Raw genomic sequence first — 24,560 nt, 5'->3', positions numbered from 1 at the left:
TGCTCGTTTTGAGACGCGCGTTACGCCCAGGCGAAGTGCACCTGGAGAGAGACGACGACGTTCTGCTCGTCGGGCACGATGTTGATGGCCGAGTCGTACGCCTTGGACGCCGACAGCCGGGTCTCCGGTCCGAGCGGCGTGTGGCCGTTGTTCTCGGAGATCGCGGTGACCGAGCCCAGGGAGAACCCGGCCAAGGCGGCCAGATGCGCGGCCTTCGTCTTGGCCTGCTGGAACGCCAGCTCCCGGGCCTGGATCAGCAGCTCGGTCTTGTCCTCGATGTCGAACTGCAGCCCGTGCAGCGCGAGACTGTTGCCGACAGCATCCACGGCCGCGTTCAGCAGCGCGCCGAACCCGGTCAGGTCCTTCGTCTCCACCAGGACCGTGTGCGACGCCCGGTACGCCGGGTCCGTGCCGGGCTCCCGGTACTCCTGGAACACGTTCACCGAGCTCGTACCCAGCTGCGCCTCCTGGACCCCCTGCGCCCGCAGGGCCGCGATCACCGCGTCCGTACGCTCGCCGACCGTCGCCACAGCGGCCGCGACATCCGGTGCGACCTGCTCGACGCCGAACGTGACGCGCAGGATGTCCGGCGTACCACTGACCTGCCCTGACCCGACAACACTCACCCCTGTGTCCATAACGGTCAGTCTGGCATTACCTGCAAGTCATCTGGGCATCTCACACTGCAGCATCGACTTTCGAGCTGAGGAGACCATCAATGCGCAGACGACTGCTGACCGTTGCTGCCCTGGCCGGTGTGTTGCTCACCGGCCTGACCACCGCCCAGGCCACCGGGCGGGACTCTGACGTCACACGCGCCTTCCAGGCCACAGACCGCAGTACGGCGTGGTCGCTGGTGGAGCGGGTGCCGCTGAAGTTCCCGACGTACCACCCGCAGGGCTTCGCGCTTGTCGGGGACCTGATCTTTCTGAGCAGTGTTGAGGTGCTGGAGGCGCCGGTGAAGTACCCGGTGCCGGTGGACGGGTACGACCGGACACCTGGGAAGGGAATCGGGCACCTGTTCGTGCTGGACCGGCAGGGCAACCTGAAGAAGGACATCCGGCTCGGCGAAGGTACGGCGTACCACCCGGGCGGGCTGGACTTCGACGGGAAGGACCTGTGGCTGCCGGTCGCGGAGTACCGGCCGAACTCGCGGGCGATCGTCTACACGGTCGACCCGAAGACGTACCGGGTCACTGAGCGTTTCCGGGTGAAGGACCACGTCGGGGGAGTAGTACGCGACCGGACGACCGGCCAGGTGCATGGGGTGAGCTGGGGCTCCCGCACCCTCTACGACTGGACCCCTACCGGCAAGCAGCTCGGCAAGGTCGCCAACGAGTCCCACCTCCTCGACTACCAGGACTGCGACTACGCGGCCCGCGGCAAGCAGTTGTGCGGCGGAGTCACCACACTGCCCGGTCCCAACAAGACGTCTTACGACCTAGGCGGCCTAGCCCTCCTCGACCTCCGCACCAACCGCATCCTCCACGAAATCCCCTTCCCCTACTTCTCCCCCACCACCAACCACAACGCCACCCGAAACCCAGTAGCCCTGGAAACCACCAACAACAAACTCCGCCTCTACACAGCCCCCGACGACGGCGAAAACCCAGGCGGAACAGAAATCCAGATCTACGAAGCACCGCTCAACTAGCGCGGCGGATGATTCGGGCGGGGATGTTGTGGTTGTGGCAGAGGGACAGGAGGGCGGTGCCGTCTATCAGTTGGAGGGGTTTGCCGTTGGCGAACTGGTAGCTGGTGGGGCCGAAGCCGGAGGTGGTGATGAGGATGCCTTTGGTGGCGCCGGCGTCGAGGACGGTGCCGAAGAGGTCGCGGACGGCGGACGGCGGGACGGTGCGGGTCCAGAGCTTCGCCTGGACGACGAACTTGCCGCCGGTGATCGGCCTGGGGTCGTACGCGACGCAGTCGATGCCGCCGTCCGTGCCGCGCCGGAACAACCTGGTCTCCAGGCCCATCCGGGTGAGCAGGTTGTGGACCAGGTGCTCGAAGGACTCCGGGCTGAGCTCCAGCAGGTTCGGGCGGGCGTCGATCTCGCTGATCACGTCCACTGCCTCGACAGTCCGCGGGTCGGTCAGGTCGAACTCCAGCACCGGCTCCACCGGCTGCAGCTCCTCAGGGTGCCGTGACACCTCCGCAGCGAAGTAGTGCCGTACGCAGGCCACCGGGTCGAGCTGGTCCAGCACCAGCGCCTGGTACTGCTCCCGCGTCGCCCGCAACGTGATGAGGCACGGCCGCACGGTCTGCCCGGTAGTGAGGTCGACTGACTCCACCATCCCGTTGAACACGACCGTCTCGACCACGCCGTACCGATCACTCCCGAAGACCAGGTGCAGCGCCCGCAACGCCAGCTGCGCCACCAGTTGTTGATACAGCCGCCGCAGCTCCAGCGGGTCCCGTGGCACCGCCAGTACGGCGTCCACGTCACGGTCATAGCGGTACGACGCCTCAGCCGGTACGACGCTGACGTCAGGTAGATCCCACTCCACCGCGAGCAGCGTCGACTCGGGGACGTACCCGACCTTGCGCCGGCGTGGAAAGTCCAGCGGCTCCGGCACCCGGTCCAGCGCTTTCGTGAAGTAGCGCGTGACGGCAGCCCGGTCGTGGTTCTGCACGGCGTGTTCGTACGCGTCGATCCGCGCATGCTGTTCCGCGGTCGCCTCGTCGAGCCGGCGCTGGTGCTCGGCCTGCTCGCGTACTGCGCGCGCGGTCCGCTCCCGGCGCGCCTCCTCGTACGCCCGGTGCCGTTCGATCGCCTCCGCGAACCGGTCCTCCGCGTCGGCGAGTCGACGCGCGAACCTGCGCTCGGCGCCCCACCAGCGGAACCGGCCCGGCGGGTGGGGCACGAACGCATCCCAGACAGGTCCGGGATGCGCCTCGAGATCGGCCGGCGACACCGTCGGCGGCGCGCGTCGCGGCGCCCGTTTCAGTGTCTGCAGATCGGTGCCGTTGACATCGACTGCGAGCGCATCGGCCAGGATGCCGTTCAGAACCTGGACGCGTTCCTGCACCGCAGCGGTACGTTGCGCCGCTTCGGCAGTACGCCCGGGCGGACGGTCGCTGCGGGCGTGACCTTCAATGGATCGGCCCATCGCCTCACACCTCTCTGCTCCAATGTAACGGTCCAACCACGCTCCGCGACCGAATGTGACAGAGAGTTGGTAAGGACATTGCTTGCCGTCCACCCCCTGTTTCCTGCCGCACGCGCACTTGCACGCCCCTCTGACCGGCGTGAACATGGCAACCATGAGCCAGCCGTCGTACGCGTCCGGGGTGTCCGAGGTTCCGTTGCTGGGTGAAACGATCGGGGCGAACCTGAGGCGAACGATCAGCGAGTACGGCGATCGCGAAGCCCTGGTGGAGGTCCAGACCGGAAGGCGCTGGACGTACGACGAGTTCGGCGCCGAGGTCGAACTGGTCGCGCGCGGCCTGATGGCCCGGGGGATCGCGAAAGGCGATCGGGTCGGCGTCTGGGCCCCGAACCAGGCCGAATGGACGATCACGCAGTACGCCACCACGCTGATGGGCGCGATCCTGGTGAACATCAATCCGGCGTACCGCACCCACGAACTGGCCTACGCGCTGAACCAGTCCGGCGTCCGGCTGCTCGTCTCCGCAACCGCCTTCAAAACAAGCGATTACCGGGCGATGGTCGAGGAAGTGAAGCCTAACCTCGCCACGCTGGAGGAGACGATCTACCTCGGCACCGGCGACTGGGACGCCCTGCGCGACGACGCCGCGCGGATCCCGCTCGACGAACTGCACGCGCGCGAGGCGGAGCTGTCCTTCGACGACCCGATCAACATCCAGTACACCAGCGGTACGACGGGATTCCCGAAGGGCGCGACGCTCAGCCACCACAACATCCTGAACAACGGCTTCTTCGTCACCGAGACGATCGCGTTCACCGCTGACGACCGGCTGTGCCTGCCAGTTCCCTTCTATCATTGCTTCGGCATGGTGATGGGCAACCTCGGCTGCACCACCCACGGCGCGTGCATGGTGATCCCGGGGCCGGCGTTCGACCCGGCGGCGACGCTCAAGGCCGTTCAGGACGAACGGTGCACCGGGCTGTACGGCGTACCGACGATGTTCATCGCCGAACTCGGGCTGCCGGACTTCGCGGACTACGACCTGACGTCGTTGCGAACCGGTGTGATGGCCGGATCGCCGTGCCCGATCGAGGTGATGAAGCGCTGCGTCGCGGACATGCACATGGCCGAGGTCGCGATCTGCTACGGCATGACCGAGACGTCGCCGGTGTCCACGCAGACCAGGCGGGACGACGACCTGGACCGCCGTACGTCGACGGTCGGCCGCGTCATGCCGCACGTCGAGGTGAAACTCGTCGACCCGGCGACCGGGCTCGTCGTCGAACGAGGTGAGCCCGGCGAGCTGTGCACCCGCGGGTACTCCGTGATGCTCGGGTACTGGGACGAGCCGGAGAAGACCGCCGAGGCGATCGACGAGGCGCGCTGGATGCACACCGGCGACCTCGCCACGATGCGCGCGGACGGCTACGTGAACATCGTCGGCCGGATCAAGGACATGGTCATCCGCGGCGGCGAGAACGTGTACCCGCGGGAGATCGAGGAGTTCCTGTACACGCACCCGTCGATCGCGGATGTCCAGGTCATTGGCGTCCCCGACGAAAAGTACGGCGAGGAACTCTGCGCCTGGATCAAACTCAAGCCCGGCACCGACCCGCTCGACGCGGACGCCGTGAAGGCCTTCGCCACCGGCAAACTCGCCCACTTCAAGATCCCCCGCTACGTCCTCCTCGTCGACGACTTCCCGATGACCGTCACCGGCAAGATCCGCAAGATCGAAATGCGCGAGAAGTCCGTCGAACTCCTCGGCCTGAACTGACCAGACTCCCAGCCCCGAAGACCGCGATTCGGTCAGGTCTTGAGGTGGTTGGCGAAGGCTTGGAGGGTGGGGGTTTGTTCTCCGCGGCGCCAGATCAGGCCGAGGGACGAGTCGGGGAGGCCGGAGATCGGGAGGTTGACGATGCCGTTCCAGCTGTTGCGTTCGGCGGTGGGGCGGCAGATGAGCATGGCGCCGCGGCCGGCGGCGATCAGGGACAGGCCCTCCTGCAGGGTGCGGACGTCGGGACCGCGGTGGATCAAGGCGCCCGCGGGGGTCTGGGTCGGCGCCTGGGCCTGGCGCCAGTAGCCGGGGGCAGGTCCGGCGATCGCGATCAGGGTCTCGCCGGCGAGTTCTTCGGCGTCGATCGACGACCGGGCGGCGAGCCGGTGGCTGGAGCAGACCGTCAACGTCTGCTGCTGTTGTGAGAAGACGGGGCCCAGGACCAGGTCGTCCTCGGCGACCGGCAGCATGACCACCGCGGCGTCGACGGCATCGCGGCGAAGCGCGCCGAACGGATCGTTGAGCGGAAGTTCACAGACGTCGATCAGGCAGTCCGGGTGCCGGGACTGGAAGTCCGCGACCGCGTTCAGGACAGTGGCGTTCGCAGCGCCCTGGAAGCCGATGCGCAGTTTCCCGGCAGCGGAAGCGGCGTACTCACGCGCATTCTCGACAACCCGCTCCAACGCGGCGTACGCCGGCCGCAGTGACGTCAGGAACTCCTTGCCAAGCGGCGTCAGCGCCACGCGCCGGCTGGTCCGCTCGAACAGCGGTCCGCCGATCCGCCGCTCCAACGACTGCAGCAACTGGCTCACCCGGCTCTGCGACAGGTAGAGCCGCTCCGCCGTACGACCGAAGTGCAGCTCGTCCGCCAAGACGAGGAAGCACTCCAGTTCGCGGATCTCGACAGCCATAACTCCACGATCATCGATTAGCTCAGCTAATACAAGCATGACCAGATCGCCGTTGTTCCGCACCACCTCGCGGCGGCTCACTGGAGACATGACAACGATCTGCGTCGACGAGCCGGCCACTGACACGCGGGCGTGGGCCGCGTCCGTGACCATGGCCGCCACGGTCTTCACCGTGGTCACCGCCGAGATGCTCCCGGTCGGCCTGCTCACCCCGCTGAGCGACACCCTCCACATCACCGAAGGCACCGCCGGCCTGAGCCTCACCGTCACCGGCATCGTGTCCGCGGTCGCCTCGCCCGTCCTCCCCTTGCTGCTCGGCAAACTCGACCGCAGGACAGTCCTCAGTGGTCTGATGGTTCTGCTCGCCGTCGCCGCGTTCGTCGCCGCAGCAGCCCCGGGCTACCCGATCTTCATCGCAGCCCGGGTCCTGATGGGCATCTCGATCGGCGGCGTCTGGCTCCTCACGGTCAGCCTCGCGCGCCGCGTCGTACCCGAGCATGCCGCCGGTCCAGCCACCTCTCTCATCTTCAGCGGCATCGGAATCGCCTCCGTACTAGGGATTCCGGCCGGCGCGTACGTCGGTGAACTCGTCGGCTGGCGCTGCGCCTTCGCCGGCGTCGGCCTGCTCGCACTCGGACTGACTGTTGCTCTAGGCATCTTCCTGCCGAACCTTCCCCCGGAGCGCGCGATCCGGCTGGCAGACGTACGGGAAGTCCTGCAGCTCAAGCAGGTGCGGGTCGGCCTGGCCTTGGTCGCGCTGATCGTGACCGGCCACTTCGCGGCGTACACCTACATCCGCCCGCTCCTCGAGCCGCACACCGGCCCGGCGCTCATCGGCACCCTGCTGCTCGTGTACGGCGTGGCGGGCGTCGCCGGCAACTTCCTCACCGGCGCCCTCCGTCCGACCCGCGCTCTCGCCGTCATCGCCGGAGGGATCGCCCTGACCGCGCTGGCCATGCCCGTCCTCGGCACCACCCTCGCCGGATCCCTTGTGCTATTGGTGATCTGGGGCCTCGCGTACGGCGGAACGAGTGTCAGCACCCAAGCGTGGGGGCACGCGGCGGCGCCCAGTGCCCCCGAATCATCGTCCGCCGTACTGGTCGGGGTGTACAACGGATCGATCGCACTGGGCGCCTTCACCGGCGGCCAGGTCGCCGACCATCTCGGTACGACGACGGTCACCTGGCTTCCCGCGATCCTCGCGACCGCGGCGCTCGTTGTTCTCCTAGCGAACCGCCGCCAACGCGGCTGAGTCCTCGTCGCCGAAGTCGTCCTCGAGCTTCTCGGGGGAGTAGTCGAGGTCGATGCCGGCCACGTCCGCGCCGACGGCCGACTCGATCGCGCCTAACCGGCGCGTCGCGCGATCGCCGGCGTACGTCATCAGAGCGGTCGGGTTGATCTCCGGCGGCAGCTCTTGTGAGTTGTCGAGAGCCCACTGGATCTGCGTCAGCGCGTGCGGGAGGAGGTCCTCCATCGTGTCGGTGACGACCTTCCAGTTCGACGCGTCCGCGGCGACGTGCCGGCGGCAGGTGAACGTGCCCCAGGCCATGTGCCGCCGCTCGTCGTCGCCGATCCGGCGGATCAGCTCCTGCATCCCGGGCAGGACGCCGCGCGCCGTACAGAGCAGGTTCCAGGCGTGGTACCCGGTGAGGGCCAGAGTCCCTTCCACCACATGGTTGTAGGTCACGGAGGCTTTGACCTGGTTCGTCGGTGACGGGTCGTCGGCCAGCGACTTGAGCGCGACGGGCAGCGCTTCGTAGAAGATCGCGCGGTAGCCCGGGTTGTTCTCGACGTACCGGTGCAGGTCCTCGGTGACGCCGACGGCGTCCAGCCAGAGGCGGAAGACCGCGGTGTGCTTGGCCTCTTCGAAGCAAAACTGGGTCAGGTACATCTCGTCGCCGAATCGCCCCTCGGCGGCCATCGCCTGCAGGAACGGCTGCAGGTCCTCGGTCACCGCCTCCTCGCCCGCGATGAACTGCGCGCACAGCAGTAACGCGTTGTCCTTGTCGTTGTCGCTCAGCTCCTGCCAGTCCTTGGCGTCCTGGCTGAAGTCGATGTCGCGCGGGTTCCAGAACTTGCGGTTGCCCTTGTCGAACAGCCGCAACGGCAGCGCGTCCCAGTTGAACCCGCCCGCCTTCAGCGAGCTGAAACCTTGCCTGTGCAGCTCGTTCATACGTGCAACCTCCGTGACTCGGCTAAGAAGGGCGAGAGGACGCGAGCCAGTTGCGCCGCCACCACCGCCGGGGGAGGGCCCGGCGTGACGATGTGGCTGATGACGACGCGCAAGGCGACGTCGACGCAGCTGGTCGCGTCCTCTGCGGGAACCTCCGGCCAGTGCTCCCTGACATGGGCATCCAGCCGAAGGTGGGCCAGCTCCAGAACCTGCTGCCCCCGTGTGGTCAGCAGTTGGCTGGCCTGGTCCGATCCCGGCTGGCCCAGCGCCGCCTTCACCAGCGGGTTCTCCCCGGCCAGCGTGAGCGCCCGCTCGACCGCGGCCCGGAGACCGTCGATCGGGTCGGATTGCTCAGCAAGCGCTGCGTTCACATCCAGCAGGAACCGTTCGGTCTCGCGTGCCGCGACGGCCTCCAATACGCCCCATTTGTCGCCGAACTCGTTGTAGACGGTCTGCCGGGACACCCCGGTACGACGAGCCACGTCGGCCATCCGAAGCCCGTCGTACCCACCTGTCTCGATGGCGTCCTGCGCAGCGTCCAGCAACTCGTCACGCAGCCGGCGTTTGGTTCGATCGGCAAACGAGTCCATGCGGACGAGGCTTTACAAAACGGCTCCAGATGTCAAGTGTTCGGACATCATGTCTTCAGTTGTCAAGTGCGGAGAAGTGCGATGCGTCGCCCGTTCGCGGCGTACTGCGGACGCCGTCCACGCTCACCGGTACGTCGCCGGCGAGCGTGATCCGGTGCAGCCGCCGGGGCAGGTCGTCGTAGTCGGCGACGCCGTAGTGCTGCGTCGCGCGGTTGTCCCAGATCGCCAGGTCGCCCGGCTGCCACTGCCAGCGGACGGTGTTGTCGAGGTTCGTGACGCGGTTCTGCAGGAGCTGGAACAGCGCGGTCGTCTCGGTGCTGCTCAGTCCGACGAACCGGCGGACGAAATGACCGAGGACGAGCGAGCGCTCACCGGTCTCCGGGTGTACGCGGACCACCGGATGCTCGGTCTCGAACAGCTTGGAAACGAACTGCTTGCGGTGTTCCTCGACCTTCACGTCGACACCGCCGATCCGGCTCTCGTCCTTGTGGCCGGCGTAGTCGTACACATTGCTGTGCACCGCCCACAGCCGGTCGACGAGGGCTTGCAGCGCGACCGGCAGGTTCGCGTACGCCGTGACCGTGTTCGCCCAGGTCGTCGCGCCGCCGTACGCCGGCAGCGTGACCGCGCGGAGGATGCTGATCGCCGGGATCCGGTCGACGAACGTCACGTCGGTGTGCCAGCTGTTCGCCTTCCCGTAGTCGGAGTCGATCGGCAGGACCTCCGCCGCGCCGTCGAGGCTCTTCGAGGTCGGGTGCGCGAGTGTCGGCGTACCGAGCAGCTTCGCGAACGCGAGCTGGCCGGCATCGTCGAGGTGGTGCTGGTCGCGGAAGAAGATCACCTTGTGGTCCAGCAGGGCCTGCCGGATCGCGGCGACGGTCTCCGGCGCCAGGTCGCCGCCGAGCTCGACGTTGCCGATCACGGCCCCGATCGCCCCGCCGGCCTTGGTCACGGTGATCTCCGGTGCTTCCAGTTGCGTGGTCATGATGACTCCTTCACGGTCGGTTATCACCCATAATCCAACTGATTTACTAGACAAATTAGGTGTTTCGGGATGCGAGACCGCCCGCGGGCCGGGTCACGTAGGGTTGGGGACGTGTCAACCGCCGCTCTTGAACCCGCTCCCGATACCGCCGACGTTCCGGAGTTGGTCGTCGGATTCGACCTGGACATGACGCTGATCGACTCGCGTCCGGGGATCCAGGCCGTCTGGGACCTGCTCGCCGCGGAGACCGGCGTGCCGATCGACACCGACCTGGTGGTGAGCCGGCTCGGGCCGCCGCTGACCTGGGAGATGGCGAACTGGTTCCCGCCCGAGCAGGTCGACGCGATGGTCGCGCGGTACCGCGAGCACTACCCGTCGCACGCGATCACGGGCAGCCTGCCGCTGCCGGGCGTGGCCGAGTCGCTGGCCGCGATCCGGGCGTTGCGCGGGCGGACGATGGTCGTCTCGGCGAAGTACACGCCGTCGGTCCGGCTGCACCTCGAGCATCTCGGCCTGGACGTCGACGAGCCGGTCGGCGACCTGCACGGTGCCGAGAAAGGTACGGCGCTCCGCGAGCACCAGGCCACGATCTACGTGGGCGACCACACTGCTGACATCGACGGAGCGCATGCGGCCGGAGCAGTCGCGGTGTCGGTCGCGACCGGCCCGTTCACCGCTGACGAGCTGCGTGCGTACGGCGCCGACGTCGTACTGAACGACCTGACCGAGTTCCCGGCCTGGCTCGACGAGTACGTGCTCGAACAGCGGCTCGAAGCGCTCATGCGGCGGCTGTCGTCGTACGACAAGATGGTGGTCGCGTTCAGCGGCGGCGCCGACTCGGCGTTCCTGCTCGCGGCGGCGGCGCGGGCGATCGGCCCGGCGAACGTCGTCGCGGCGACCGCGGTGTCGCCTTCGCTCCCGACGGCGGAGCTCGAGCCCGCGGCGCGGTTCGCGGACACCCTCGGCGTACGGCATGTCACCCCGCACACGCACGAGATGGAGCGCGAGGGATACCAGGCGAACTCGGGTGCCCGGTGCTACTTCTGCAAGGCCGAGCTGGTCGAGACGCTCCAGCCGATCGCCGATGAGTTCGGGATCACCGCGATCGCGACCGGAACGAATGCGGACGACGCGATCGCCGGCTTCCGCCCGGGGATCCGGGCCGCCTTCGAGCGCGGTGCGCTGACGCCGCTGAAGGACGCGCGACTGACCAAGGCGCAGATCCGTACGGCGTCGCGCAGCTGGGGTCTCGAGACGTCGGACAAGCCGGCCGCGGCGTGCCTGTCCAGCCGGATCGCGTACGGCATCCGGATCACCCCGAACCTGCTCGCGCGCGTCGATCGCGCCGAGCAGACGGTCCGCTCGCTGCTGACGTCGTACGGCGTCCAGAACGTGCGGGTCCGGGACCTCGGGGACAGCGCCTCGATCGAGATCGATGCCGCGCTGCTGGACCAGGTCGACCAGGAGTCGCTGGTGAATGCGGTCATGGCCGAAGGGTTCCCGGCGGCGCAGGTCGACCCGCGCGGGTTCCGGTCCGGCTCCATGAACGAACGGCTACCGGAGCCCGAAAAGTACCGGAACTTGTAAGGGGTGCGGGAAGTCTGCTTGATCAGGTAGTTTCCCGGAGGCGCCGCTGCGCAGGTTCACGTACGCTGGGTTTTCAGCCGCGCTGCGCGCTCGATTGCTTCCGAACGATGACGACTACTGCGCTTGTTTTAAAAGAGAGGTCTCCCGTGCCCGTTGGCAAGGTGAAGTGGTATGACTCCGAGAAGGGGTTCGGATTCCTCAGCAAGGAGGAAGGCGGGGACGTCTACGTCCGCGCCGAGGCCCTGCCGTCGGGTGTCACCAACCTGAAGCCGGGCCAGAAGGTCGAGTTCGGTGTCGTCGAGGGACGCAAGGGCGAGCAGGCTCTCCAGGTCCGGCTGATCGACCCGCCGCCGTCGGTCGCGAAGGCGATGCGGCCGAAGCCCGAGGACATGCAGGTCGTCATCGAGGACCTGATCAAACTCCTCGACCGCCTCGGCGAGGGCTACCGCCGCGGCCGCCAGCCCGACAACAAGTCCGCCCGCCAGGTCGCCACCGTCCTCCGCGGCGTCGCCGACAAACTCGACGTCTGACCCACCCGGTCAGCGCGTCGCGCGGGTGATGCGGGTGTGGATGCCGTCGAGGACGGTGTTCAGGCCGAAGCCGAATTCGGCTGCGTCGAAGTCGCCGGCGTAGGCCTCGTCGACGGGCTGCTCGAGGGTGGCCGCGATCCCGGGGAAACGGTCCGCGGTCGCGAGCATCGTCAGGCGCTGCGTGTAGAGCCGGTCGGCCTCGCGGACCTCGTCCGGTTCGGTGAGCATGTTCGCGGTGAGTTGCGCCGTACCGCGGACGTAGATGTTCACCAGCAGCATCGCGGACAGCCGGTCCTGCGGCGTGAGCGGCGTACCGTCGAACGCATCCAGCCCGGACTCCATCCAGGCCAGCTGGTTCGGTGACAGCGGGGGCTCCTGGACCGGGATCTGCAGGATCCACGGGTGCCGCCGCAGTCCGTCGCGGAACGCCTCGGCCCAGGCGGTGATCCGGCCGCGCCAGTCGAGCTCCGGGTCCAGCTCGGGCGGTACGCCGAACGCATGCTCGAGCATCACGACGTACAGGTCGTCCTTGGCGTCGACGTACCGGTAGAGCGACATCGTGGTGAAGCCGAGCTCGGCCGCCACCTTGCTCATCGACACTGCGCCCAGCCCGCCCGCGTCAGCCAGCTTGATCGCGGCCCGCGCGATGTCACTGATGTGGAACGCCGGCTTCGGCCCCGGACGACTCCGTCCTTCGATACCCCACAGCTGCTGTAGCACTCGCGGCAGATCCTGCTCGTCCATGGTTACCATCCTATCTGTTTACAGCATAGACAGTCTTGTGTATGGTCTGTGTATGGCGCACACAGTGTGCGGCGTAGACAGATAACTTCGGAGGGGTGTCATGGGTTCGACAGAACGGGCGGGACGCAAGGAGTGGATCGCGCTCGGGGTGCTCGCGCTGCCGCTGCTGCTGGTCTCGATGGACGTGTCGGTGCTGTACTTCGCGGTTCCGTTCATCAGCGCCGACCTCGGTGTGAACGCGACCGAGCAGCTGTGGATCTTCGACATCTACGGCTTCGTGCTGGCCGGCCTGCTGATCACCATGGGCTCGCTCGGCGACCGGATCGGCCGCCGCCGGCTGCTGCTGTTCGGCGCGATCGGCTTCGGGGTCGCCTCGGTCGCGGCGGCGTACGCGCAGAACCCGGAGCAGCTGATCGCGGCCCGCGCCCTGCTCGGGATCGGCGGCGCGACCCTGATGCCGTCGACCCTGGCGCTGATCCGGAACATGTTCCACGACCCGAAGCAGCGGTCGAAGGCGATCGCGTTCTGGAGCGCGGTGATGATGGGCGGGATCACCCTCGGTCCGGTGCTCGGCGGATTCCTGCTGGAGCACTTCTGGTGGGGTTCGGTGTTCCTGATCAACACCCCGGCGATGGTTCTGCTGGTCGTCCTCGCGCCGGTGCTGCTGCCCGAGTTCAAGGCTCCGGTGCGCGGTCGGTTCGACCTGCTGGGTTCGGTGCTGTCGCTGGCCGCCGTACTGCCGGTGATCTGGGGGATCAAGGAGCTGGCCGCTCATGGTGCGGCGGTCGTGCCGGTGGTGGCGATCGTGGCCGGGCTCGTGTTCGGGGTGCTGTTCGTCCAGCGGCAGCGGACCGCGGCGCACCCGATGGTCGACCTGTCGATGTTCCGGAACCGTGCGTTCAGCGGGTCGCTGGCCGCGAACACCATCGGGACCCTGGCGCTGGTGGGCAACGCGGTGTTCCTGACTCAGTACCTGCAACTGGTGCACGGTCTGAGCCCGCTGAAGGCGGCGCTGTGGTCGCTGGCTCCGTCGGTGCTGGTCGGTGGCGCGGCTCCGTTGGCCACCGCGCTCGCCGGGAAGATGGACCGCGCCTACGTGATTGGTGGAGCGTTCGTCCTCGCGGCTTCAGGGTACGGCGTACTCACCCAGGTGCACGTCGACTCGTCGCTGGCAGTGCCGCTCGCCGGTGCCGGTCTGTTGGCTGCCGGTCTGGTGATGGTGATGACTCTGGTGACCGAGGCCGTCGTCGGTTCGGTTGCTCCGGAGCGCGCCGGCTCGGCGTCCGCGGTGATGGAGACCTGCGCCGAGTTCGGTGGGGCCCTCGGGATCGCGGTCCTGGGATCGATCGGTACTGCGGTCTACCGCGCCGACGTCCCGTCCAACTTGCCGGCTGGCGTTGCAGCTCCGGTCCGCGAGGGTCTGCCCGCGGCGACTGCTGCAGCCGCCCAGCTGCCCGCCCAGTTGGCCGACACCATCCTGGCCACGGCCCGCCACGCCTTCACCCACAGCATGAACGTCGTCGCCGTGGTCGGCGCCGTCCTCCTGCTCGCCACCGCGGTAGCCACCACCCTCACCCTCCGCGGCACCACCCACACCACCGCTCCCGCCGAGGAGCCCGCACCCGAGGAGGCCGACGTAGCCCCCGTCGCCTGAACCGTTCCTCCAGAAAGCCGCCCACCATCTCAGGGGTCAACCCCTGGGATGGTGGGTTCTCGGCTGGTATGCGAGGGGACAACCCACCACCGCGAGGGTTAACCCCTCGTGTCAGCGCGGTGGGTGGCGCGGGGGGTCGCCGCCGGGGCGGCGTTTGAAGGGGCTGTTCCGGTTGCGTTCGACCGTTGGCTCTTCGGACCAGGGCGCCATGTTCTCGCCGGTGTTCTCGTCTTCGTCGGTCTGACCGCTCCACCACCGGCCCATGGGTTGTTCGGGCGGCGGCTTCTGATCCGCGGAGCGCCACTCGACGGTGGGCTCGTCGTGCGAGCTCGAACGGCGCTGACGGTTCGCCCGCTGCTCGGCGACGCTGAGGATCGTCCGGGTGGTGCTCTCCGGGTGCTCGTCGCTTGCCGGATGCCGGTGCTCCGTCGGGTGCGCGTGGGGTGCATGGTCGGTGCGTGGTCCGCCGAGGCCGCCCGGGCGCAGCGGGCCCTGGGCCGGGCGGGTCGGGCGCATCCGCAGTACGAGGAAGACGACGATCAGCAGCACACCCGCGAGGAACCCGAACCCGAGGCGCGGGATCAGCGGCAGCACGATCCCGCAGCCACCGCCGAGCACCCAGGCGAGTTGCAGCACGGTCTCCGATCGCGCGAACACCGACGTACGCACGGATTCCGGGACGTCGCGCTGGATCATCGCGTCCAGCGACAGCTTGCCGAGCGAGCTGCACAGGCCCGCAACGAGGCCGAGCGCTATGAGGATCGGGAAGCCGTACAAGATCGCGACCGCGACCGCGACGGTCGCGTCGGCGAGCAGAACGACGAGCACGACCGCTTCCGGTTTGCGTGCCCTGAGCAACGATCCGAAGAGGGTGCCGAGACTGTTCCCGATCCCGGCCGCGGCGATCACCGCGCCGGCCGCGACGGCGCCCTTGACCCCGCTGATCGGCTGGTCGCGGAGCAGGAACGCCAGGTACATGGTGAGGAACCCGGAAACGAACCGGAGTCCCAGGTTGCACCGGATCCCGCGGGCCACCGCTGCGGTGATCGCGCGGCGACGTGCGTCCCGTCCCGCCGTACCCGTCACTTCTTCGTCTGCGGGGGAGTCGACCGCGGAGGGCAGCCGGATCGCTAGCACCAGGCCGACGATGTACACGAGTGCAGCCCAGCGCAGCGACCATTGCGGGCCGATCGCGGCGAACGCGCCGGCGATCCCGGCGCCGATGGTCGCGCCGGCGACACCTGCGAGCGAGATCCGGGAGTTGGCCGTGACAAGCGAAATCTGTTTGGGGAGCAGGCGCGGTACGGCGGACGCGCGGGTCACGCCGTACGCCTTGGATGCGACCAGGCAGCCGAGGGCGGCCGGGTACAGCCAGGCGGATCCCTGGCCGGAGATCGACGATGCCAGGCTCCAGACCAGGAACGCGCGGGCACCGAGGGTCGCGCCGATCGCCCAGCGGCGACCGTGCCGGAACCGGTCGAGGATCGGGCCGATCAGCGGCGCCATCAACGCGAACGGGGCCATCGTCAGCAGGAGGAACAGTGCTACCCGGTCGCGGGCCTGGTCGCTCGGCACGGTGAAGAACACCGTTCCTGCCAGCGAGACCGCGAACGCCGTGTCGCCTGCTGCGTTCACTGCACCTAGCTCGATCAGGCGCGACAGGCCTGACTCGCCTGCGCCTTGAGCGCTGGTCAGGCCGCGGATCCGGCGCCCGGTCGCACGCCCGACCTTGCCACCGACCTCAGCGGCCTTCTTGGATGCTGTAGCAACACCCTCGGCGCCGACCTTCGAGGCGTGGCCCACCTTCTTGCTCGCAGTCCCCATCCGGTCCCGGGCATCGCTGAACCGCTCGCCCGCAGACTTCCCGGGCGAGGCGTCCGCGCGCGGCCCTCCGACGGCTGGATCGCCGTCGCGTTTGCCGCCGGAGCCGTTCGGGTCGGGGGGTTGCATGAAACCATCCTGCCTCGTACCGGGGACAGACGGCAGGCACCGCGCGTAAGCGGGTGGGTGACGGCGGTTCGGCGTACGGCGGGCGGCGTGCGAGAATGGGCGATTGTGACTCCCGTCAAAAGCCCGGAACCGGTACGTGCGAAGCCCGACGCCGTCTGCGTCGCGGCGATCGAACCGGCCCGCGAGGCCGCGATCGCCGAGGCCGGCGCCGCGCAGGTCGGGGAGCACCTCGGTCACCTGGTCGAGGGCGAGCGCCTCGTCACCCACTACTTCGCCTCCACCCACCCCGGGTACCGCGGCTGGCGCTGGGCCGTCACGCTGACCCGTGCGTCGCGTGCCAAGACCGTCACGGTCAACGAGGTCGTGATGCTGCCCGGCGACGAGGCCGTCGTCGCGCCCGAGTGGGTCCCGTGGTCGGAACGCGTCCAGCCCGGCGATCTCCGCCCCGGCGACCTGTTCCCGACCCACGCCGACGATCCGCGCCTCGAGCCCGGGTTCACCGACACCGCCGACGCACCGGAGGACGTGCTCACGGTGGTCGAGGAGCTCGGCCTCGGTCGCGAGCGCGTGCTTTCGCCGTACGGGCGTGAAGATGCCGCCGAGCGCTGGTACGGCGGGGAGTTCGGCCCGACGTCCGCGATCGCCCAGGCCGTCCCGTACAAGTGCTTCTCGTGCGGCTACTGGATCCGCCTCGCCGACAGCCTCGGCCAGGCCTTCGGCGTCTGCGCCAACGAAATGGCCCCCGGCGAGGCCCGCGTCGTCTCCTACGACTACGGCTGCGGCGCCCACTCCGACGCCACCATCGACCTGGCCGAACCCCCCACTCCCGACCACGCCTTCGACACCACCGGCTACGACACCCTCGAACTAGCCCCCACCGAGGACTGACCCGCGCCGATCGGACACCGCCTTGGCGGCGGTGACTGACCCCTTGCCGCCTCCGGCGGGCCCGATCCGGCCCCGCCGGGCATCGCGGCAGCTACGCGTATTCCCGCCCACCCCGGGCTGAGGCCGACTGCGTGCGCTGCCGCGCGGCGTTGCGTTTGTTGCGATTATTTCGGATACTTCGAATGAAGGTGTCGATGCCGGCCCTGAGAGGAGTACAGATGAGTGCCGCAGACTTTGCATCCTTCAGACCGGATGCGGCCGAGGTTCAGGCTGCGGATGTCGCGCTGCGCCGGGTCAAGCGGTACCTGTCGACGCACGTCGACGAGCACGCGATCCGCGTTGTCGTGGGTGGCGATCCGGACGACACGTTGTCGCTTCCGCGAGGTGCTGTCGAGCTGCTCGCGCGGGTGCTCGCGCACATGGCCTCGGGGCAAGGCGTGTCGGTCGTTCCGTCTCACGCCGAGCTCACGACCCAACAGGCTGCCGATCTGCTGAACGTCTCGCGCCCGTACCTGATCGGCCTGCTGGACTCCGGCGAGATCGACCACCGCAAGGTCGGGAAGCATCGTCGGGTGCGGGCAGATTCGTTGCTGGACTACCAGCGCAAGGACGATCGCGAGCGGCGCCAGGCTGCCGACGAGCTCACGGAGCTCAACCGGGAGATGGGTCTGGACTGACGTGCCGTTCACCGTCGTCTACGACGCCGACGTTCTCTACCCGAACAGCCTCCGTGACCTGCTGATCCGCGTAGCCCAAGCCGGCCTGCACCCTCGAACTAACCCCCGAGGGCTGACCCGCCCGGCCGCCGCACGTGCCTGCTGGCGGGTTGTAGGAGGCCAGCGCTGACAAAACCCGCCAGCCGTGGACCCGACTACTCCGGGACGCGAGGTTGGGGGCGGTGGTCAGGTCTACGCAGGTACGGCGAGGCGCCGGCTCCGATCACCGCGAGCGGGCGGGAGCAAGATGGCGGCATGCCGCCGCAGACCAGTCCTCCCGCGGATGTCACATCGACGCGCGATCGCACCACCGGAGCCCGCCGAACGCGTAAAGGGCTGTCACGGCCGCCAGGCCGTGTCCTTTCAGTCTTCGGTGGCGGGGCGGTGGCCGGCTTGGATGGCGGTCCAGCGGTGTTTGCAGTACCAGAGGCCGATGAGGCCTAGGCCGAAGCCGGCTACCGGGACCCAGAGCCACCAGTCGAGGCCGTCGGCTTCGAGGCGGTTGCGGAAGAAGAAGAGGACGACGCCCGCGACCGCCCAGAGCACGATGCCGGTGATCACGCTCGGGATGCCGGACAGGTCGAGGGGCTTGACCTCGGCGTGCACCAGCTCGCCCCGCGCCAGCTGACTGGTCGGGTCCGTGCGCTTCTTCGATGCCCCCTGATCCTCCGTCACATCACCACCTTAGCTTCGTTTCCCATTAGTGCTCGCAACTGCCCGGTAGGAACTGGCACGATGCGGTCATGAGCTCGCCCAAGGCCGCGATGGCCCGCTCCGGTTCCGGTCCTCTGGACTCGTTCTTCAAGATCAGTCAGCGCGGATCCACGCTCGGCCGGGAGGTCCGCGGCGGGCTGGTCACGTTCTTCACGATGGCGTACATCGTCGTGCTGAACCCGCTGATCATCGGCACCGTCAAGGACGGCACCGGCCAGTTCGTCGGCGGCGGCACCGACCCGGCGGCGTCGATCGCGAAGATCGCGGTCGCGACGGCGCTGGTGGCTGGCGTGGTGACGATCCTGATGGGCCTGTTCGCGAACTTCCCGCTCGCACTCGCCGCCGGCCTCGGCCTGAACGCGTTCATCGCGTTCTCGATCGCGACCAAGATGACCTGGGCGGACGCGATGGGCCTGGTGGTCCTCGAGGGCCTGATCATCCTGATCCTGGTGCTCACCGGCTTCCGGAAAGCGGTGTTCGAGGCCGTACCGCTGCAGCTGAAGGTCGCGATCAGCGTCGGCATCGGCCTGTTCATCGCGTTCATCGGCGTCGTCGACGCGGGCTTCGTACGGCGTCCCGCGGCGCTCAGCGGCCCGCCCGTCGAACTCGGTGTCGGCGGCAACCTCCGCGGCTGGCCGGTGCTGGTGTTCGTGGTCGGCCTGATCCTGATCGTCACGCTGTACGCCCGGAAGGTGAAGGGCGCGATCCTGATCGGCATCCTGGCCGCGACCGTGCTGGCGATCCTGATCGAGTCGATCGCGAACATCGGCGCCCGCACCGACAAGAACCCCGGCGGCTGGGGCCTGAGCGTGCCGAAGCTGCCGGACCAGTGGTTCACGAAACCGAACCTGGACACGGTCGGCGAGTTCAACCTGTTCGGCTCGTTCGACAAGGTCGGGGTGGTGTCGGCGCTGCTGCTGATCTTCACGCTGATGCTCGCGGACTTCTTCGACACGATGGGCACGATGACCGCGATCGGCGCCGAGGCGGGCCTGAACGACAAGGACGGCATCCCGCCGAACTCGCAACGGATCCTGATCGTGGACAGTGTCGCGGCCGCGGCCGGTGGCGCCGCGTCCGTCTCGAGCAACACGTCGTACATCGAGTCCGCCTCGGGCGTCGGCGAAGGCGCCCGGACCGGGTTGGCGAGTGTCGTGACCGGGATCTGCTTCCTGATCTCGATGGTGATCGCGCCGCTGGTGACGCTGGTCCCGTACGAGGCCGCGACGCCGGCGCTGATCCTGGTCGGGTTCCTGATGATGACGCAGGTGAAGGGCATCGACTTCGGCGACATCGAGGTCGCGTTCCCGGCGTTCCTGACGATCGTCCTGATGCCGTTCACGTACTCGATCTCGGCCGGTATCGGCGCCGGTTTCGTCTCGTACGTGATCCTCAAGACCGTCCGCGGCAAGGCCCGCCAGGTGCACCCGCTGATGTGGGTCGTCGCGGCGCTGTTCGTCGTCTACTTCGCGATCGGCCCGCTGACCGACTGGCTGACCTGAGTCATCGATTGCCGAAGGCACGCAGAAACGTCTGTACGGCGTTCTGCGTGACCTCGGCGAGTTCCTTCGCCGGGATCTTCCGCGTACCGAGGCGGGACCTAGCGTCGAAGGGCGCGGTCAGGAGCGCGCCGAACTGTTCCGCCGCGACCGCCGGGTCGGTGATGCGGAGGTGCCCGGCCAGCGCGAGCCGGGCCAGCCGGTCGGCGAGGGCGTCGTTGACCTTGTCCGTCGCGCGTTCCCGCACGATGTCCTGGAGTTCCGGCATGCTCGCGAGCTCGGCGTGCAGCAGCCGGCGGAGCGCCCACGACTTCTCGTCGCAGTAGCACTCGGCGAGCTTCCGGCCCACCTCGGTCAGCGCCTCCGCCGGATCGCGGTCCGGGCGCAGCGACTCCACCGCCGCCAGGTTGCGGGCCAGCGCATCGTCCGCGAGCGCGCTGACGGCTGCCCGGAACAGCGACTGCTTGTCGCCGAAGTGGTTGTAGATGGTGTGCTTCGCGACCCCGGCGGTGGCGGCGACCGTGTCCACGCTCGCGGGCCGGTACCCGTCCCGGGCGAAGACCGTGAAGGCCGCGTCCAGGATCGCCTGGCGCTTGTCGATACGTCCGCGGGTCGCTGTCACCTGGTCAGGGTAGCTTGCTGAACTTCGGCGTACGGTAGAATGCACTGGTCAGTGCATTTTCGAGGAGGAGAGCAGATGATCGTCAACGTGTTGCGGATCCGGTTCAAGGACGGCGTGAGTGCCGAGGAGCAGGAGGAGGTGCTGGCGGTGATGCGCAAGACCGCCTCGCTGGACTCGGTCGCGTTCGGTGCCGTCGGCAAGGACTTCGGCAATCCCGCGGACGGCTTCACGCACTCGTACCTGGCGGCGATCCCGGATCTCGACGCGCTCGAGCGGTACATGCACGACCCGGTGCACGTCAGCGGCGACGACCTGATCCTCGACAAGCTCGAGAAGATGAGCGCCGTCCGCTTCAGCGACGACGGCGACCCGGAGATCGGCAAGGCGGTGTACGGCGTGGCCGCCCGCAAGATGGAGCTGTACCCGGAGTGGGCCCAGCGGATCGACCAGCTGTTCGGCGCGAACGTCTAAGCGGTACGCCGAAGTTCGAGGTACTCGGCGCGTGCGGTGAAGAGTTCGCGGAGCTCGTTGCTGACGTGGTCGAGGAACTCCGTGCGGTACGTCGAGTCCGTGAGCAACGCGATCGAGTAGTAGAGCCCGGTGAAGTTCGCGATGCCGACGGCGACCTTGATCAAGGAGGCGCTGAGGACGAGCGGATGGTTCAGCAGCTTGACGTGGTACGACCACGAGCCGGCGTCGACGCCCCACTGCTGGTAGATGTGTTCGCTGATCGCGAGCATGCCGAAGGCAACGAAGAACAGGCCGACGCCGGCGCTCACCACGAGCACCTGCATCCACTGCCGGATCACCAGGCTGACGCTGACGTTGTAGCGCTGGCTCTTGCTGAGCGGCGGGCCGGAGCCGGCGGTGCGCTCGATCGAGTCCACCTCCAGTGGCAACCGGATCAGCAGGAACACAGTGCTCAGCAGGGCGAAGGCGATCACGGAGAAGACGAGGAACGCGGCAGGCATCCAGGCGAACACCTGCCACATGTCCGCGGTCATGAACAGCACCAGCGAGAAGACCAGGAGGAGCGGCAACGCCCGGACGAAGCTGGCGACCGAGTTCGCCAGCTCGCGGGCCAGTTGGCGCATCCCCCAGACGACGGTGGCGATGAAGCCGTAGCCGACCACGACGTACACCAGTCCGACCAGCAGCAAGTTGCCGAAGGCGACGCCGAAGAACTGCTTGACCTGTCCTTGCGTGACCACCGGGAGCAAGGCCGGCAGGAACACGAACACCATCAGCTCCGGAATCCCGAAGCGGGTCGGCAACGACCCGAACGGTCGTCCGCGCAACCCGTTGAGCAGGCCGAACCCGAGGATCAGTGCCAGGAGTCCGCCGATCGCCGCCAGCAGGTTCTGCCACCAGTCCCATTCGAGCGAGGTGGCGCCGAGCATCTCGGCCAGGAACACCAGCACCAGCAGCGGCGCCGCCCGCGTGAAGATGTCGTGCGTCGGCGAGAAGTCCTCGATGAACAGCGGCAGTCCCGCCCGCCGGAACCTCTGCTCGTACCGCTCCAGCTCGGCCGTCGTCCCCATGACGAGGAACTCTATCGGCCGCCCGGCCCTGGGGAATACCAGCTGGCGGTCCAACGTTTTTAGTTAGCAAAGGTAATGAGTTAAGGTAAAGACATGCCCGAAGTCGTAGCGCAGCAGGTGAAGAGTGATGTCGGGCTGGCGAGTGCCCTGCGGTCGTCGACCCTGCGGTTGTCCCGGCAGATCCGCCGGCAGCGTGAGCCCGGTCACGACCTCACCGCGAACCAGCTCAGCGTGCTCGGCGCGCTGTCCAAGCACGAGGCGATGACGATCGGCGAGCTGGCCGCCCATGAGCAGGTGAAGCCGCCGTCGATGACGCGGATCGTGACGAACATGGAGGAGGCGGGCCTGGTGGTCCGCCGGCCGCACCCGACCGACAAGCGGCAGATCATGGTCGAGCTCACCGCCAAAGCCGACGAGCTGATCCTGGCGAACCGCCGGCGCCGCGACGAATGGCTGCAGACCAAGCTGAAGCAACTGACCCCTGAGGAGCGCGACATCCTGCGCAAGGCAGCACCTGTTCTCGAACGACTGGCGGCTCGATGAGCCCCACCTTCCGCGCGTTCAAGGTCCGGAACTTCCGGCTCTACGCCTCGGGCGCGATCATCTCCAACGTCGGCACCTGGATGCAGCGGGTCGCCCAGGACTGGCTGGTCCTGGAGCTGACCCATTCCGGTACGGCGCTCGGCGTCGTCACCGGCCTCCAGTTCCTGCCCGCGCTCCTGCTCGGCCCGTACGCCGGTCTGGTCGCGGACCGCTTCCCGAAGCGGACCGTGCTGACGGTCACCCAGGTCGCGATGGCCACCGTCGCCCTGACGCTCGGTGGTTTGACAATCGCCGGTCTCGTGCAGACGTGGCATGTGTATCTGCTCGCCCTGTTGTTCGGTGTCGGTACGGCGTTCGACGCCCCGACCCGGCAGGCCTTCGTGGTCGAGATGGTCGGCCGCGACGAACTCTCGAACGCGGTCGGGCTGAACTCGGCCTCCTTCAACGCGGCCCGGCTGCTCGGCCCGGCGCTGGCCGGTCTGCTGATCAACTGGATCGGCACCGGCCCGGTGATCATGATCAACGGGTTCACGTACGCGGCGGTAATCGTGTCGCTGCGGCTGATGCGTACTGGCGAATTGCACACGCCGAAGCCCGCAGCGCGGGACAAGGGCATGATCCGCGACGGCATGCGCTACCTGTGGCGGCGGCCGGACCTGATGATGGTGCTGGTCGCGGTGTTCTTCGCCGGCACGTTCGGGCTGAACTTCCAGATGACGTCGGCGCTGATGGCGACGAGCGCGTTCCACAAGGGCGCGGGGGAGTACGGCATCCTCGGCTCGATCCTGGCGATCGGATCGCTGTCCGGCGCGTTGCTCGCGGCCCGGCGGGTCCGGATCCGCGCGCGGCTGGTGATCGGTGCGGCCGTGGCGTTCGGTCTGCTCGAGATCGTGAGTGCGCTGATGCCGACGTACCTGACCTTTGCGCTGGTTCTGCCGCTGGTCGGGCTGACGTCGCTGACCATGCTGACCTCGGCGAACGCGACGATGCAGCTGAGTATCGAGCCGACGATGCGCGGCCGGGTGATGGCGCTGTACATGACGGTCCTGATGGGCGGCACGCCGCTCGGGTCGCCGTTCATCGGCTGGATCGGTCAGGTGATGGGCGCCCGCTGGTCGCTGATCGTCGGCGGTGGGCTCACCGTGCTCGGCACAGTCGGCTCGGTGCTGTACTTCTCCCGCCGGCGCGGCCTCGCGATCCGTCCGCGGCTGCTCCCGCGCCCCCACCTCGAGGTCCTGCCCCAGACCGAACTACTCGGCGAGAAAGCAGTCGTCGACACACCCGACGTACCTCCGAAGAAGGACCCGCAGGTCGCCTAGGGCCGGATCCGGGTGAGCAGCCGCGCCGCGAAGAACAGCGCGTCCACGTCCGCCTGACGTCGGGTGAGCATCGCCGCCGGGTCGTGCTTCGGCTTCGGCCGTACGTCGACGGGCGCGCCCGTGGTGATCCGGAGGAACCCGCGCGCGCCGAGACGGCCCTGCGCGGGTGTCCACTCGACGTCGACGATCTCCGCGAGCGGCACCGACCACGGGTCGCCGAGCGCCTTCTTCTTCCGGCCCGCAGACCGGTGGTACTTGAACGTGAGCTGTCCGCCCGCGACCGCGAGCGTCGCGTCCCGCCCCTCGATCCGGTCCGGCGCGGCCGGTGGCGCGACCAGCCAGCGGGCAGCGGCGGCTGGTACGTCGCGGCGGGTCAGCGTACGGCGGATCTCGCCGGCGACCCGCTCCGCGACCGCGGGATCGGCGCCTGGGAAGTCGTACGGGTCGCTCAGCACGTCCACGCCGGTCACGGCCTGGAGCGGGTCGGCGCCGTCGCGGAGAACGAGCCGGAAGCCGGTCTCCCGCACCTCGACCGCCTGCAGCGCCTCCACGGGGAGGACGCGCTCGCCCAGGCGGGTCCGTAACGAGCCGGTCAGCGGATCGAGCCCGGCCGGCGATCCGGCGTACCGGATCCGGAGGGTACCGATGCCGTCCCAGACGACCGTGCCGTACGTGCTCGTCAGCTCACCACCTGCCACCCGTCCCAT

Annotated in this window: 24 protein-coding genes; 12 read left to right on the top strand and 12 right to left on the bottom strand. The window is 68.3% G+C overall.

The window, feature by feature from the left end; all coding sequences use genetic code 11:
* Positions 1 to 20: 20 nt before the first annotated feature.
* Positions 21 to 638, bottom strand: a complete 618-nt coding sequence (locus tag ACLJOO_RS04815) for an SIMPL domain-containing protein (RefSeq protein ID WP_410785593.1) — start codon at positions 636 to 638, stop codon at positions 21 to 23.
* A gap of 80 nt (positions 639 to 718) precedes the next feature.
* Between ACLJOO_RS04815 and ACLJOO_RS04810 the strand changes: the two genes are divergently transcribed.
* Complete coding sequence (locus ACLJOO_RS04810) at positions 719 to 1,654, top strand: DUF6454 family protein (RefSeq protein WP_410785592.1); 936 nt, start codon at positions 719 to 721, stop codon at positions 1,652 to 1,654.
* Here the strand turns inward: ACLJOO_RS04810 and ACLJOO_RS04805 are convergent.
* On the bottom strand, positions 1,647 to 3,110 hold the full coding sequence (locus tag ACLJOO_RS04805; RefSeq protein WP_410785591.1) for a restriction endonuclease: 1,464 nt from the start codon (positions 3,108 to 3,110) through the stop codon (positions 1,647 to 1,649). The genes ACLJOO_RS04810 and ACLJOO_RS04805 overlap by 8 nt on opposite strands.
* A gap of 154 nt (positions 3,111 to 3,264) precedes the next feature.
* Here ACLJOO_RS04805 and ACLJOO_RS04800 point away from each other — a divergent pair, with 154 nt between their 5' ends.
* Positions 3,265 to 4,887, top strand: a complete 1,623-nt coding sequence (locus tag ACLJOO_RS04800; protein ID WP_410785590.1) for an AMP-binding protein — start codon at positions 3,265 to 3,267, stop codon at positions 4,885 to 4,887.
* Positions 4,888 to 4,919: 32 nt separating this feature from the next.
* Here ACLJOO_RS04800 and ACLJOO_RS04795 read toward each other — a convergent pair whose 3' ends face one another.
* Positions 4,920 to 5,798: a LysR family transcriptional regulator gene (locus ACLJOO_RS04795; RefSeq protein ID WP_410785589.1), complete on the bottom strand. Its 879-nt coding sequence runs from the start codon at positions 5,796 to 5,798 to the stop codon at positions 4,920 to 4,922.
* Positions 5,799 to 5,886: 88 nt separating this feature from the next.
* On the opposite strand from ACLJOO_RS04795, the gene ACLJOO_RS04790 reads away from it, so the two are divergent.
* Entirely contained in the window at positions 5,887 to 7,050 is a 1,164-nt protein-coding gene (locus ACLJOO_RS04790; RefSeq protein ID WP_410785588.1) for an MFS transporter, read from the top strand.
* On the opposite strand, the gene ACLJOO_RS04785 is transcribed toward ACLJOO_RS04790, so the two are convergent.
* From ACLJOO_RS04785 to ACLJOO_RS04775, 3 genes are read right to left on the bottom strand one after another with little or no spacing between them, the layout of a single operon-like run.
* On the bottom strand, positions 7,024 to 7,971 hold the full coding sequence (locus ACLJOO_RS04785) for a R2-like ligand-binding oxidase (RefSeq protein ID WP_410785587.1): 948 nt from the start codon (positions 7,969 to 7,971) through the stop codon (positions 7,024 to 7,026). The genes ACLJOO_RS04790 and ACLJOO_RS04785 overlap by 27 nt on opposite strands.
* The gene (locus ACLJOO_RS04780; RefSeq protein WP_410785586.1) at positions 7,968 to 8,561 is read right to left on the bottom strand and encodes a TetR family transcriptional regulator; all 594 of its coding nucleotides are present in this window, start codon (positions 8,559 to 8,561) and stop codon (positions 7,968 to 7,970) included. The genes ACLJOO_RS04785 and ACLJOO_RS04780 overlap by 4 nt, the downstream gene beginning before the upstream one ends.
* A 55-nt stretch (positions 8,562 to 8,616) precedes the next feature.
* Complete coding sequence (locus ACLJOO_RS04775; RefSeq protein WP_410785585.1) at positions 8,617 to 9,546, bottom strand: TauD/TfdA dioxygenase family protein; 930 nt, start codon at positions 9,544 to 9,546, stop codon at positions 8,617 to 8,619.
* A 111-nt stretch (positions 9,547 to 9,657) separates the two neighbouring features.
* On the opposite strand from ACLJOO_RS04775, the gene larE reads away from it, so the two are divergent.
* Positions 9,658 to 11,133 carry an ATP-dependent sacrificial sulfur transferase LarE gene (larE, locus tag ACLJOO_RS04770; protein ID WP_410785584.1) on the top strand — a complete coding sequence of 492 codons (1,476 nt, stop codon included), beginning with the start codon at positions 9,658 to 9,660 and terminating at the stop codon, positions 11,131 to 11,133.
* A 146-nt stretch (positions 11,134 to 11,279) separates the two neighbouring features.
* Positions 11,280 to 11,663, top strand: a complete 384-nt coding sequence (locus ACLJOO_RS04765; RefSeq protein ID WP_131335000.1) for a cold-shock protein — start codon at positions 11,280 to 11,282, stop codon at positions 11,661 to 11,663.
* A gap of 9 nt (positions 11,664 to 11,672) precedes the next feature.
* Here the strand turns inward: ACLJOO_RS04765 and ACLJOO_RS04760 are convergent, their stop codons facing one another.
* Positions 11,673 to 12,407 (bottom strand): TetR/AcrR family transcriptional regulator, encoded by a 735-nt coding sequence (locus ACLJOO_RS04760; RefSeq protein WP_410785583.1) that lies wholly within the window; start codon positions 12,405 to 12,407, stop codon positions 11,673 to 11,675.
* A gap of 100 nt (positions 12,408 to 12,507) precedes the next feature.
* On the opposite strand from ACLJOO_RS04760, the gene ACLJOO_RS04755 reads away from it, so the two are divergent.
* Positions 12,508 to 14,061, top strand: coding sequence for an MFS transporter (locus tag ACLJOO_RS04755; protein WP_410785582.1), 1,554 nt, complete (start codon positions 12,508 to 12,510; stop codon positions 14,059 to 14,061).
* A 111-nt stretch (positions 14,062 to 14,172) separates the two neighbouring features.
* Here ACLJOO_RS04755 and ACLJOO_RS04750 read toward each other — a convergent pair whose 3' ends face one another.
* Positions 14,173 to 16,011, bottom strand: a complete 1,839-nt coding sequence (locus ACLJOO_RS04750) for an MFS transporter (RefSeq protein WP_410785581.1) — start codon at positions 16,009 to 16,011, stop codon at positions 14,173 to 14,175.
* A 105-nt stretch (positions 16,012 to 16,116) separates the two neighbouring features.
* Between ACLJOO_RS04750 and ACLJOO_RS04745 the strand changes: the two genes are divergently transcribed.
* Both ACLJOO_RS04745 and ACLJOO_RS04740 read left to right on the top strand, forming a co-directional pair.
* Positions 16,117 to 16,899, top strand: a complete 783-nt coding sequence (locus ACLJOO_RS04745) for a DUF3027 domain-containing protein (protein ID WP_410785580.1) — start codon at positions 16,117 to 16,119, stop codon at positions 16,897 to 16,899.
* A 218-nt stretch (positions 16,900 to 17,117) separates the two neighbouring features.
* Positions 17,118 to 17,576 (top strand): helix-turn-helix domain-containing protein, encoded by a 459-nt coding sequence (locus tag ACLJOO_RS04740; protein WP_410785579.1) that lies wholly within the window; start codon positions 17,118 to 17,120, stop codon positions 17,574 to 17,576.
* Between the two features lie 402 nt (positions 17,577 to 17,978).
* On the opposite strand, the gene ACLJOO_RS04735 is transcribed toward ACLJOO_RS04740, so the two are convergent.
* Positions 17,979 to 18,290, bottom strand: coding sequence for a DUF2530 domain-containing protein (locus tag ACLJOO_RS04735; protein ID WP_410785578.1), 312 nt, complete (start codon positions 18,288 to 18,290; stop codon positions 17,979 to 17,981).
* Between the two features lie 68 nt (positions 18,291 to 18,358).
* Here ACLJOO_RS04735 and ACLJOO_RS04730 point away from each other — a divergent pair, with 68 nt between their 5' ends.
* Positions 18,359 to 19,831 carry an NCS2 family permease gene (locus ACLJOO_RS04730; protein ID WP_410785577.1) on the top strand — a complete coding sequence of 491 codons (1,473 nt, stop codon included), beginning with the start codon at positions 18,359 to 18,361 and terminating at the stop codon, positions 19,829 to 19,831.
* Position 19,832: 1 nt separating this feature from the next.
* Here ACLJOO_RS04730 and ACLJOO_RS04725 read toward each other — a convergent pair whose 3' ends face one another.
* Positions 19,833 to 20,450: a TetR/AcrR family transcriptional regulator C-terminal domain-containing protein gene (locus tag ACLJOO_RS04725; RefSeq protein ID WP_410785576.1), complete on the bottom strand. Its 618-nt coding sequence runs from the start codon at positions 20,448 to 20,450 to the stop codon at positions 19,833 to 19,835.
* Positions 20,451 to 20,525: 75 nt separating this feature from the next.
* Here ACLJOO_RS04725 and ACLJOO_RS04720 point away from each other — a divergent pair, with 75 nt between their 5' ends.
* The gene (locus ACLJOO_RS04720; protein WP_410785575.1) at positions 20,526 to 20,921 is read left to right on the top strand and encodes a Dabb family protein; all 396 of its coding nucleotides are present in this window, start codon (positions 20,526 to 20,528) and stop codon (positions 20,919 to 20,921) included.
* Here ACLJOO_RS04720 and ACLJOO_RS04715 read toward each other — a convergent pair.
* On the bottom strand, positions 20,918 to 21,991 hold the full coding sequence (locus ACLJOO_RS04715) for a hypothetical protein (protein ID WP_410785574.1): 1,074 nt from the start codon (positions 21,989 to 21,991) through the stop codon (positions 20,918 to 20,920). The two genes, ACLJOO_RS04720 and ACLJOO_RS04715, sit on opposite strands and share 4 nt — an antisense overlap.
* A gap of 93 nt (positions 21,992 to 22,084) precedes the next feature.
* Here ACLJOO_RS04715 and ACLJOO_RS04710 point away from each other — a divergent pair, with 93 nt between their 5' ends.
* Both ACLJOO_RS04710 and ACLJOO_RS04705 read left to right on the top strand, forming a co-directional pair.
* Positions 22,085 to 22,534: a MarR family winged helix-turn-helix transcriptional regulator gene (locus ACLJOO_RS04710; protein ID WP_410785573.1), complete on the top strand. Its 450-nt coding sequence runs from the start codon at positions 22,085 to 22,087 to the stop codon at positions 22,532 to 22,534.
* Positions 22,531 to 23,853, top strand: a complete 1,323-nt coding sequence (locus tag ACLJOO_RS04705; RefSeq protein WP_410785572.1) for an MFS transporter — start codon at positions 22,531 to 22,533, stop codon at positions 23,851 to 23,853. The genes ACLJOO_RS04710 and ACLJOO_RS04705 overlap by 4 nt, the downstream gene beginning before the upstream one ends.
* Here ACLJOO_RS04705 and ACLJOO_RS04700 read toward each other — a convergent pair.
* Positions 23,850 to 24,560 carry a DUF4429 domain-containing protein gene (locus tag ACLJOO_RS04700; protein WP_410785571.1) on the bottom strand — a complete coding sequence of 237 codons (711 nt, stop codon included), beginning with the start codon at positions 24,558 to 24,560 and terminating at the stop codon, positions 23,850 to 23,852. The two genes, ACLJOO_RS04705 and ACLJOO_RS04700, sit on opposite strands and share 4 nt — an antisense overlap.

Origin of the sequence: Kribbella sp. C-35 (assembly GCF_046549195.1) — a bacterium.
Classification (GTDB): domain Bacteria; phylum Actinomycetota; class Actinomycetes; order Propionibacteriales; family Kribbellaceae; genus Kribbella.
This window is presented reverse-complemented; position numbering and strand designations above follow the sequence as displayed.